The following is a 10,017-nucleotide window of genomic DNA, read 5'->3' as shown; positions in this document are numbered from 1 at the left end:
GGTCAGCGGGGTTGCGCTGGTTGGGGGTGGGGCGTTGTTGCTTGGACGGTGGTGACCGGGCGTGTCCCGTTCCGAGTGGGGGTGACCTTGCTGGGCGCGACCTTGTGGGTGGTCACCTTGCGTTGGGCGGCTGCCAGTTCCGCAGCGCATGCGAAGAGCAGCTCGCCTACGGCGTCGCCAAGGCAGCTCGGCTCCGCCTTCGCCATCGGCTTGAGGTGGCGTGGGTGTATTGGGTTTGGTGGTTGGTGAAATACTTGGGTGAACTAGCCGTGGTGAAAGGTGGGTTCAGTGCTGCGTGGGGATGTCGGGCTTGAGCTGGGCCAGCGGGTCGCGCTTGCGTTGCGCGCTGCGCTGGACGTGGACATCACCGCCGAGGAAGCGCTGATCCGACCGTCCAACCGCGACGGTGCTGACTATCAGTGCAACGTGGCGATGAGTCTTGCCAAGAAGGTTGGGAAGAACCCTCGGGAGGTTGCCCAGCTGATCGTCGAGCACCTGGACGCTGGTGATGCGCTGGAGGCTCCGGAGATCGCTGGGCCTGGCTTCATCAACCTGAAGCTGAAGAGGGAGTGGCTGGAGCAGGAGACTGCGAAGCTGCTCAGCGACGCGCGGGTTGGTGTGCCGGTCACCGAGGCGCCTCGGCGGATCGCCATCGACTACAGCAGCCCCAACGTTGCGAAGGAGATGCACGTCGGCCACCTGCGGTCGACGATCATCGGGGACGCGTTCTGCAAGCTCCTGACGTTCGCCGGGCACGAGGTCATCCCGCACAACCATCTCGGTGACTGGGGCACGCCGTTCGGGATGCTGATCGAGCATCTGACTGACGAGGGGCATGGGGCCGATCATCAGATTGGCGACCTCAACGCGTTCTACCAGCAGGCTCGGCAGAAGTTCGACGCTGATCCGGCGTTCGCGGACCGGGCTCGGCGGCGGGTCGTGTTGTTGCAGGGTGGGGACGAGGCCACGCTCGCGTTGTGGCACGAGCTGGTGGGGGAGTCGCAGCGGCACTTCAACCAGGTCTACGAGCTGCTTGAGATCGGGTTGACGGCCGAGGACAACTACGGCGAGAGCTTTTACAACCCGTATTTGGCGGACACGATCAACGAGCTGCAGCAGAAGGGGCTCGTCGAGACCAGCGACGGTGCGCTGTGCGTGTTCCCGCCCGGTTTCACGAACCGGGAGGGTGATCGGTTGCCGCTGATCATCCGGAAGAGCGACGGCGGGTACGGGTACGCGACTACGGACTTCGCCACGGCGCGGTACTGGGTGCGGGAGCGCAAGGTCGACCAGCTGATCTACGTGGTCGGGACGCCTCAGGCGCAGCACTTCCAGATGATTTTCGCTACGTCCAAGCAGGCCGGGTGGCTGGACGACGCGCACACGGCGGTGCACACGGGGTTCGGCACCATTCTCGGGTCGGACGGGAAGACCATTCGGACGCGGGCCGGTGGGACGATCAAGTTGATCGACCTGTTGAACGAGGCGGTCGAGAACTCGTACAAGGTGATGCCCGAAACGTCCGAAGTGGAGGGTGCGGAGAAGGACGCGCTCGCCAGGACCATCGGGCTCGGGGCGGTCAAGTACGCGGACCTCTCCAACGACCGGGAGAAGGACTACGTCTTCACCTGGGAGAAGATGCTCGCGACCACGGGTGACACGTCGGTGTACATCCAGTACGCGAACGCCCGGGTTCTCTCGATCGGGCGCAAGGTCGGGCGGGAGGCGCCGGGCGACGCGCCGCTGGTGTTGCAGGAGCCGGCCGAGCGGGATCTGGCCCTGAAGCTGCTGCAGTTGCCCACGGCTGTCCAGGCGGCGATCGACGAGCTCGCTCCGCACAAGCTCACGAACTACCTGTTCGAGACGGCCACGGCGTTCTCGACGTTCTACAACCACTGCCCGGTGGCCACCGCGGAGAGCCAGGAGCTGCAGGACTCGCGGCTGCACCTGCTCACGCTGACGTCGCGGGTGCTCACGCTGGGATTGTCTTTGCTGGGCATCGGGGCACCCGAACGGCTCTGACAGGTTTACCCCTGGTCAGACCACGGGTACGCAGTGATCGCAACTCTTCCGCCCATTCAAGGGAGTCGCGATGACCTGCACGACCCGTCTGCCCAAGCCGGTCACCGACGTGTGGGACTGGCAGATGGAAGGGCTGTGCCGCGGCCAGAACAGCGCGGTCTTCTTCCACCCGGACAACGAACGCGGGTACGCCCGTGAGGCTCGGGAGGAGAAGGCGAAGGCCATCTGCGCGCACTGCCCGGTGCTGGCGCAGTGCCGCGCCCACTCGCTCGAGGCTCAGGAGCCGTACGGCGTGTGGGGCGGCATGGGGGAGGACGAACGGCGCCAGATCATCGCGGCCACCCGGCGCCGTGTCCGCGTCGCGAGCTGAGCACCTGGAGGGCTGGCCATGAACGGCGCTTTCGTGGACCTCAGGTCCACGAAAGCGCCGTTCATGGCCAGCGACAGTCGGTGGCCCTACTCCTCCAGCACGTCTCGCAGCTGCCGCAACGTCTTCGCGAGCAGCCGCGAGACGTGCATCTGCGAGATCCCGACCTTCTGCGCGATCTGCGTCTGCGTCATGTTGCCGAAGAACCGCATGATCACGATCTTGCGCTCCCGCTCGGGCAGCTTCTGCAGCAGCGGGTGCAACGCCTCGCGCTGCTCGATCATCGCGATCTCGGGGTCTTCCTCGCCGATGGTCGAGCCGAGCGAGATCGACGAGTCCTCCGACATCAGCATGTCGTCCAGAGACGCGCTCTGGTAAGCGTTTCCGGCTGCGAGTCCTTCGTGGACCTCGTCGCGTGACAGGCCCAGGTGCTCGGCCAGTTCCGACGGGGTCGGGGCGCGGCCGAGGGACTGCGACAGCCGCGAGGTGCCCGCGTTGATCGCCAGGTGCAGTTCCTTGAGGCGGCGTGGCATCCGCACCGACCAGCTGGAGTCGCGGAAGTACTTCCGGACCTCGCCCATGATCGTCGGCACGGCGAACGAGAGGAAGTCGCTGCCGCGGTCCGGGTCGAACCGGTCGACGGCGTTGATCAGGCCGACCGTCGCCACCTGCACGAGGTCCTCGTGCGGTTCGCCGCGGTGGCCGAAGCGGCGGGCGATGTGCTGGGCGACCGGGAGGTGCTCGGTGACGAGCCGGTCCCGCAGCACCTCGCGCGCCGGGCCCGGTGTGGTCACGGCCAGCTCGGCGAACAGCGGAGCGAGGTGGTCGTAGTCACCGCCCGAGCGCTTGGGCGCCTCCTCAGGGGAGGTTTTGGTCGCCTCCTCCGAGCTCGTCACGCATCCACCGCCCCTGCCGAAGACTTCACGAGGCCGATGTGGACCACGAACCCTTCGGTCTCCTCGACTCTGGTTTCGACCGAGTCCGCGAGCGCGGTCAGCACCCGCCAGCCGAAACTGCCCTCGTCGGGCCCGGCCGCGGACTTACCCGCGATCTTCGCCGACACGTGGACGGCGCCCTTGCCGTCCACCGCGAAGTGACAGCTGAGCACCGCGTCATCGGCGGCCATCGTGATCAGCGTCGAGCACGTCTCGTCCACGGCGAGCTTCAGGTCCTCGATCGAGTCGAGGTCGAAGTCCTGTCGCATCGCGATGTCCGCGGCTACCGCGCGCACGATGGACAGCTGCGTGGGATCCGCGGCCATCCGCAGTTCGACCCCTGACAATTGCGTCACACCCACCTCGTAGTCCGTTCTGCTGAAGGCCGGCATGTCATTGCCGTACCCGAATCGATCCCGTTTCACACGTGTATTGGCAGCGCGCCCCGGGAAATCACCTGCTGGAGGCAAGCGATCACGGGAGGAGCGCTGTGCTGGTGCATGAGGACTTCCTGGCTCTCCGCTTCCCCGCCGACCCACGTGAAGTTGCGCCATTGCGACATCAGTTGCGCGAATGGCTGCAGGACAGCGGGTTCACCGAGGACGAGGCGATCGACCTCGTTCTCGCGGTCAGCGAAGCGGTCAACAACTCCGTCGAACACGCCTATCCGGCCCCCGCGCGGGGCACCGTCGAGGTGAGCGCACGCATCGGCGACGACGGAGCGGTTCATGTCGAGGTCACCGACCACGGCCGATGGCGCGTGCCGCCGCCCGCGCTCACCACGCGTGGCCGGGGTCTCCTGCTCATGCGGGAGAGCGTGGACGAGGTCGAGATCGCTCGCTCGGCGAACGGCACCACCGTGCGGCTCACCAGAACGCGGGTGTCCGTTCCCGCTGAACGCCCGGCCCCACCGGAGTATGAAGTGCACGTGTACGAGACCTCCTCCGGTGTCGTGGCCGTCGTGCGCGGGAATGTGCCGGTGACGGCCGGCCCGTCACTGCGCCGGACGCTCATCACGGCCGCGCGCGGTGGCAGTGTGCCGTTGACCGTCGACCTCACCAGGCTCGGTGAGCGCAAAGGCGGTGTCGAGCACGCGTTGCGGGCCGTTTCCGAAGCACTGGAGGCGGCGGGGAACCGCCTCACCGTGTGCCCGCGCTAGTTGATGGCGGCGTCGACGGACTCGTGGACGCTGAACACCTCGCCGAGGCCCGTGGCCTCCAGCGGCCGCGTCACGGCTCGCGCCTTGGCCACCACCTTGAGGTTGGCGGAGTGCTGCGGTGCCATTCTCGCGGCCTCCACGAGCACCGCCAGGCCGGCCGAACCGAGGAATGTCACGCCGGTCATGTCCACGACGAAGGTGCCTCCGTCGGCCAGCCCGTTCATGAGGGCTTCGCGCAACGAGGGCGCGGACACCATGTCGACCTCACCGGAAACGGCGAGGACGGACACGCCGGCCGCGGGCTGCCGCACCGACAGCTCGATGGTCTGGTCCGCACGCGGGTCCTGCACAGTCACCGATCTACTCCCTCTTGGACATGGGGAGCCGCCACTGCAGCGGCCCCTGGCGCGGCTGCTGGCTCAACCGCTGCGGTCCCACCGTACGGGAGAGACCGCTCGACAGGACAGGTCATGCAGTCCGTACCCAAACGGGGTGGGACCCAAACACGGGTGCGTCACTTCCTGAGGCCGTCCCAGAGCGCTCTCGCGGTGTCGAACGCGATGCGCGGCGGCTCGACGGGCTCCTCCGCGCCGTCCTCCAGCGTGCCGCCCACGACCAGCACCAATGCGGTCGCCACGTCCCGCAGTTTCACGTTCGCGTGCTGGCTCGCCCGCACGAGCAGTTCGAAGGCCTCGGCGGGCGCGCACGGCCGCGCTCCCATCACCAGGCCCTTCGCCTGTTCGATGTACCGGCGGTGCTGCACCATCCGGACCATCTGGTCGGCCCGCAGCACCTCACCCGCGCAGAACTCGACCACCGAGGCGGCGGTCGCGACGAGCGGTTCGATCTCCTCGATGGCCTTCAGGTCCTCGACCCTCGGCGCGTGATCCAGGTAGACGGTCAGGACCACGGGCCCGCTGTCGCCCCAGCTGCCCGGCACCGCGACCACGTCGACACCACCGACCTGGCCGGACGTCTGCCGCTCGTCGCGGGAGGCGACGACGAGCGGTCCCTCGTCACTGTCGAGCTGCAGCTGGTCGAGGTCGGCCGCCCGGCCGACGGCGCGCAGCAGCTTGCCGTCCGGCCACACGCTCAGGCCCACACCCACGCACCCGTCGAGTTGCGCGGAGAGGTGGTCCATCAACCGGGAAATGAGCTCGGTACCGAATTTCGCCTGGTCCACGCAGGAAGGTTAGGCCCTGCCGAACGCGGACGGACGCCGTGCGGTCATCGGTGTACGACGAACGGTTGCGTAGGCAAGCAACCCGCCATCTGTCGAACTTCGGACCCGAACAGCTCGGCGCGCCGATTGATCCAGTTAACGCTAAGGACCCAAACAGGACACGTGTTCTGAACCACAGTCCGACAGAATTCGTTCTCAGGGATAACGCCGGAGCCCCGGTGCGCGACATCCCAGATGTCACGGAGGGACTGAAATGAGAACCGCCATGGAAACCCAGCCGCAGCAGGACGCAGAGTCCGATTCAGCGCTGCCCACCACGCCGTGCAGCGTGGTCTGGAGCCGGGGCCACGCCTACGTGCTCGAGGGTTTCCGCGCTCGCTGGGTGGGCCGTGACGACCGGGGCCGCCCGCACGCCATCACCGGTGCGGAGATGCAGCGCCGCGGCTGGACGTTCACCCGGACAGCCTGAGCACGACCCGCAAGGAACCGAACACCCCGCACCAGCCCGCAGCCAGTCGCAACCGCGCCGTGACGCCATCCGGCAGCCGTTGCGCAGTCACTCGTTTAGAGTGCGGGTGTGCGTGATCCGGCTGATCGCCTGCTGACGATTCCGAACCTGCTCAGCGTGTTGCGGCTGGCCGGTGTTCCGCTCTTCCTGTACCTGTTGCTCGGACCCCGCGCGGACGGCTGGGCGCTGCTCGTCCTCGTCTTCGCGGGGCTGTCCGACTGGCTGGACGGCAAGCTCGCCCGCTGGCTCAACCAGATGAGCAACCTGGGAGCGCTGCTCGATCCCGCCGCCGACCGCCTCTACGTGTTCTGCACGCTGCTGGCGTTCGTGATCAGGGACATCGTTCCGCTCTGGATCGCCCTCGTGCTCGTGGGGCGAGAAGTCGTCGTCGGCATCTGCCTGCTGGTCCTGCGCGGACGGGGCTGGGGCCCGTTCGAGGTCACGTACCTGGGCAAGGCCGCGACGTTCAACCTGCTGTACGCGTTCCCCCTGCTGCTGCTGGCGCAGGGCGACTCGGCGTGGGCCCAGGTCGCCCAGCCGTTCGCCTACGCGTTCACGGCCTGGGGCGGGGCGCTCTACCTGTGGTCGGCGCTGCTGTACGTCTACCAGTTCTTCCTGGCCCTGCGGGTCACTCCCGACCGGGCCGCGTGAAAAGATCACCCCATACAGGTTCAGCACGAGGAGCGCAGTCAGTTGATTCCCGAGGAGCTTCGCTACACCGAGGAACACGAGTGGGTCGCCAGCACGGGCGAGAACACCGTGCGCGTCGGCATCACCGACTACGCCCAGGAACAGCTCGGTGACGTCGTCTTCGTCCAGCTGCCCGAGGTCGGCCACACCGTCGCCGCCGGCGACACGTTCGGCGAGGTCGAGTCCACCAAGAGCGTGTCCGACCTCTACTCGCCGCTCGATGGTGAGGTCATCGCCATCAACGACGCGTTGGTGCAGGCGCCGGATTCGGTCAACACCGACCCGTACGGCGAGGGCTGGATGGTCGAGATCCGCCTGAACGACGCGGACGCGCTGGAAGGCCTGCTGGACGCGGACGGGTACAAGGCCTTGGTGGAGAAGGAGTGACGTCGATCTTTCGCCGGATCTTCGGCCGGAAGGGGAGCCGCTCCTCGGGTGGCGACTCGAACGCGATAGGTTTTACCGGAAGTGACGGATCCAGCAGCAGGAGGAGAGCTCAGGTGAGCACGAACGACGGCCCAGGCGTTCCGCCGGAGCAGTCCCCGGAGCGGACCTCCGTCTTCCGGGCGGACTTCCTCCAGGAGATGGAGGGCGGCGCCGAGGCGCCCGCCCAGGAGCCGGCCGTTGCCGGTGTTGACGCACTTCCCGCCGGTTCCGCGCTGCTCGTGGTGAAGCGCGGCCCCAACGCCGGGTCCCGGTTCCTGCTGGACCGCGACACGACGAGCGCAGGGCGCCACCCCGACAGCGACATCTTCCTGGACGACGTGACGGTCTCGCGCCGCCACGCCGAGTTCCGCCGGGAGAGCGGCGAGTTCGTCGTCATCGACGTCGGCAGCCTCAACGGCACCTACGTGAACCGCGAGCCGGTCGACCAGGCCGTCCTCGCGAACGGTGACGAGGTCCAGATCGGCAAGTTCCGCCTCGTCTTCCTGACGGGTCCTGGCTCCGCGGGAGCCTGACGCGTGACGGCCGGGCGGCCACAACGTGGGGGACTGAGCATCGGGGCGGTGCTCTCGCAGCTCCGCCCCGAGTTCCCCGAGGTCACCATCTCCAAGATCCGCTTCCTGGAAGCGGAGGGGCTGGTCCGCCCGGCACGCACGGCCTCCGGTTACCGCCAGTTCTCCGTGGCGGACGTCGAGAGGCTGCGTTTTGTGCTGTCCGCACAACGCGACAGATACCTGCCGCTCAAGGTGATCCGTGAGCAACTGGACGCCGCGCCGGTGGACTCTTCAGCGTCCAATGCGGTGTCAAGGCTCGATCTGCTTTCCCAAACCGGAATCAGCGCCGAACAGCTGTCCCAGCTGGAACGCGACGGTTTGCTGCGCCCCGGCCCCGCCGGCCGTTTCACCACCGAGGACATCGCGACGCTCCGCACGATCCGGACGATGACCGGACTCGGCGTCGAGCGCGAGCAGCTGCGCGCGGTTCGCGCGGCAGCGGATCACGAGGTGGTTCTGCTGAAGTCCTTCTCAGATCCCGAGACGGTTCGGGAATTGGCTGACCTGTTCACCTCGTTGCACACGTTGTTGGTAAGAGCGGGCCTGCGTCAATCGTCTTGATCACGTTCTGCCCGCAACAATTGAGCACACGGCCCGCTTGGCGGGTAGCGTCGAACGCATACGCCGGGGGATGCTCGGGAGACGAACCGGGTACTCCCCAACGAGTAAGAGGGAGGCGAGACCCGATGAGCGAGATGCGCGTCGTGGGCGTCCGGGTGGAGCTGCCCCAGAACCAGCCGATCCTTCTTCTGCGCGAAACCGAGGGCGAGCGGTACCTGCCGATCTGGATCGGCTCCGTCGAGGCCACGGCGATCGCACTCGAACAACAGGGTGTCCGCCCCGCCCGTCCGCTGACGCACGACCTGCTGAAGGACGTCATCGGAGCACTGGGACGCAACCTCGAGCAGGTGCGGATCACCGACCTGCAGGAGGGCACGTTCTTCGCCGAGCTCGTGTTCGACGGCGACGTGCGGGTCTCCGCGCGACCCTCGGACTCGGTGGCGCTGGCGTTGCGCGTGGGCGTGCCGATCCACGCCGAGGAGTCCGTGCTGGCCGAGGCCGGCCTCATCATCCCGGACGAGCAGGAGGACGAGGTGGAGAAGTTCCGCGAGTTCCTCGACTCGGTCTCGCCGGAGGACTTCCGCGGAGCGGATACATAGGCACTGTCGCGGAGCGGATACACAGGCACTGTCGCGGAGCGGACACGTAGGCCCAGCGGGGGCGCTGACACCTGATTTGCAGCGTGTCGCTGTCCGTCTCGTTTGGAACCGGCGTAGCCCGCAGGGGTTTCGCTCATTTGGGCTACGTTCCGCGCTCTTTGGCCGCTAAACGATCACTAAACGTCACATGAACGTCCCAGTTCGGGTGACGCTATGACTCTCCACCTGAGGTTGAGGGTCGACACTCCCCGCGCGTCGCGTTGACCTGCCCTCTGACCGGTCTTACCGTCGAACTCGAGTGGACGTCACCGGTTCGTGCGAGCTGACGTGGTGGCTTGACGGCTTCGACTTTCGTGGCCGTGGCGAGGGGAGGCAGGCGTGGCCGAGGAAGCGCCCGTGAGGGCCGAATCCGGGCAGCAGGGTGAGCTGTTCCCGGACTCCTCGCTGCCGGACGAGCTCGTCGGCTACCGGGGTCCCGCGGCGTGTCAGATCGCGGGCATCACGTACCGGCAGCTCGACTACTGGGCCAGGACCGGACTCGTCGCCCCGACGATACGGATGGCTCACGGCTCCGGGAGCCAACGGTTGTACTCCTTCAAGGACATCCTGGTCCTGAAGGTCGTGAAGAGACTGCTGGACACCGGCGTCTCGCTGCAGAACATCAGGGTCGCCGTGGACCACCTGCGCCGCCGCGGCGTGCAGGACCTGGCGAAGATCACCCTCTTCTCCGACGGCACGACCGTCTACGAGTGCACCTCGCCGGAAGAGGTCGTCGACCTGCTGCAGGGCGGTCAGGGTGTGTTCGGCATCGCGGTCAGCGGTGCGATGCGGGAGATCTCCGGAACCATCCACGAGTTCCCGGCCGAACGTGCGGACGGCATGGAGATCGCTCCCATGACCGAGGACGAGCTGACCCGTCGCCGGCGGGAGCGCGCTACCGGTTGAGACGTTCGTCGCCTCCCTGGCGACTAGTCGGGCTGCCTGCGGGTATTCTT

14 protein-coding genes are annotated in these 10,017 nt (G+C 67.2%); 10 read left to right on the top strand and 4 right to left on the bottom strand.

What is annotated here, in order from left to right:
• The first annotated feature begins 288 nt into the window (after positions 1-288).
• Together argS and B0F77_RS36925 are read left to right on the top strand one after the other, a co-directional pair.
• Positions 289-2,022 (top strand): arginine--tRNA ligase, encoded by a 1,734-nt coding sequence (argS, locus tag B0F77_RS36930; protein WP_086667685.1) that lies wholly within the window; start codon positions 289-291, stop codon positions 2,020-2,022.
• Between the two features lie 70 nt (positions 2,023-2,092).
• Positions 2,093-2,392: a WhiB family transcriptional regulator gene (locus B0F77_RS36925; RefSeq protein WP_086667684.1), complete on the top strand. Its 300-nt coding sequence runs from the start codon at positions 2,093-2,095 to the stop codon at positions 2,390-2,392.
• A gap of 86 nt (positions 2,393-2,478) precedes the next feature.
• On the opposite strand, the gene B0F77_RS36920 is transcribed toward B0F77_RS36925, so the two are convergent.
• Positions 2,479-3,285 (bottom strand): SigB/SigF/SigG family RNA polymerase sigma factor, encoded by an 807-nt coding sequence (locus B0F77_RS36920; RefSeq protein WP_086667683.1) that lies wholly within the window; start codon positions 3,283-3,285, stop codon positions 2,479-2,481.
• Complete coding sequence (locus tag B0F77_RS36915) at positions 3,282-3,680, bottom strand: ATP-binding protein (RefSeq protein WP_245849133.1); 399 nt, start codon at positions 3,678-3,680, stop codon at positions 3,282-3,284. Before B0F77_RS36915 ends, B0F77_RS36920 begins: the two co-directional genes overlap by 4 nt.
• A gap of 134 nt (positions 3,681-3,814) precedes the next feature.
• On the opposite strand from B0F77_RS36915, the gene B0F77_RS36910 reads away from it, so the two are divergent.
• Positions 3,815-4,483 carry an ATP-binding protein gene (locus B0F77_RS36910; protein ID WP_158102924.1) on the top strand — a complete coding sequence of 223 codons (669 nt, stop codon included), beginning with the start codon at positions 3,815-3,817 and terminating at the stop codon, positions 4,481-4,483.
• On the opposite strand, the gene B0F77_RS36905 is transcribed toward B0F77_RS36910, so the two are convergent.
• Entirely contained in the window at positions 4,480-4,839 is a 360-nt protein-coding gene (locus B0F77_RS36905; RefSeq protein ID WP_143467104.1) for an STAS domain-containing protein, read from the bottom strand. The two genes, B0F77_RS36910 and B0F77_RS36905, sit on opposite strands and share 4 nt — an antisense overlap.
• Before the next feature lie 158 nt (positions 4,840-4,997).
• Positions 4,998-5,666 (bottom strand): ANTAR domain-containing protein, encoded by a 669-nt coding sequence (locus B0F77_RS36900; RefSeq protein ID WP_143467102.1) that lies wholly within the window; start codon positions 5,664-5,666, stop codon positions 4,998-5,000.
• A gap of 253 nt (positions 5,667-5,919) precedes the next feature.
• Between B0F77_RS36900 and B0F77_RS36895 the strand changes: the two genes are divergently transcribed.
• The 7 genes from B0F77_RS36895 to B0F77_RS36865 all read left to right on the top strand — a co-directional run bounded on the left by B0F77_RS36895 (position 5,920) and on the right by B0F77_RS36865 (position 9,967).
• Positions 5,920-6,135 (top strand): hypothetical protein, encoded by a 216-nt coding sequence (locus B0F77_RS36895; protein WP_086667678.1) that lies wholly within the window; start codon positions 5,920-5,922, stop codon positions 6,133-6,135.
• 108 nt (positions 6,136-6,243) lie between these two features.
• Positions 6,244-6,825 (top strand): cardiolipin synthase ClsA, encoded by a 582-nt coding sequence (gene clsA, locus B0F77_RS36890; RefSeq protein WP_086667677.1) that lies wholly within the window; start codon positions 6,244-6,246, stop codon positions 6,823-6,825.
• Positions 6,826-6,867: 42 nt separating this feature from the next.
• Positions 6,868-7,251, top strand: coding sequence for a glycine cleavage system protein GcvH (gcvH, locus tag B0F77_RS36885; protein ID WP_086667676.1), 384 nt, complete (start codon positions 6,868-6,870; stop codon positions 7,249-7,251).
• A 113-nt stretch (positions 7,252-7,364) separates the two neighbouring features.
• A complete protein-coding gene (gene garA / locus B0F77_RS36880; RefSeq protein WP_030476302.1) occupies positions 7,365-7,823 on the top strand; it encodes a glycogen accumulation regulator GarA in 459 nt (152 codons plus the stop codon).
• A gap of 33 nt (positions 7,824-7,856) precedes the next feature.
• On the top strand, positions 7,857-8,423 hold the full coding sequence (ftsR, locus tag B0F77_RS36875) for a transcriptional regulator FtsR (RefSeq protein ID WP_169731038.1): 567 nt from the start codon (positions 7,857-7,859) through the stop codon (positions 8,421-8,423).
• 125 nt (positions 8,424-8,548) lie between these two features.
• Positions 8,549-9,022 carry a bifunctional nuclease family protein gene (locus B0F77_RS36870; RefSeq protein ID WP_030468959.1) on the top strand — a complete coding sequence of 158 codons (474 nt, stop codon included), beginning with the start codon at positions 8,549-8,551 and terminating at the stop codon, positions 9,020-9,022.
• A gap of 378 nt (positions 9,023-9,400) precedes the next feature.
• On the top strand, positions 9,401-9,967 hold the full coding sequence (locus B0F77_RS36865; RefSeq protein WP_086667674.1) for a MerR family transcriptional regulator: 567 nt from the start codon (positions 9,401-9,403) through the stop codon (positions 9,965-9,967).
• The last annotated feature ends 50 nt before the right edge of the window (positions 9,968-10,017 follow it).

Origin of the sequence: Lentzea kentuckyensis, assembly GCF_002150765.1 — a bacterium.
Taxonomy (GTDB): Bacteria; Actinomycetota; Actinomycetes; order Mycobacteriales; family Pseudonocardiaceae; genus Lentzea; species Lentzea kentuckyensis.
This window is presented reverse-complemented; position numbering and strand designations above follow the sequence as displayed.

Coding starts and splice junctions, on each gene's coding strand:
- B0F77_RS36925 (WP_086667684.1), top strand. CDS start 2,093: ATGACCTGCACGACCCGTCTGCCCAAGCCGGTCACCGACGTGTGGGAC.
- B0F77_RS36895 (WP_086667678.1), top strand. CDS start 5,920: ATGAGAACCGCCATGGAAACCCAGCCGCAGCAGGACGCAGAGTCCGAT.
- B0F77_RS36870 (WP_030468959.1), top strand. CDS start 8,549: ATGAGCGAGATGCGCGTCGTGGGCGTCCGGGTGGAGCTGCCCCAGAAC.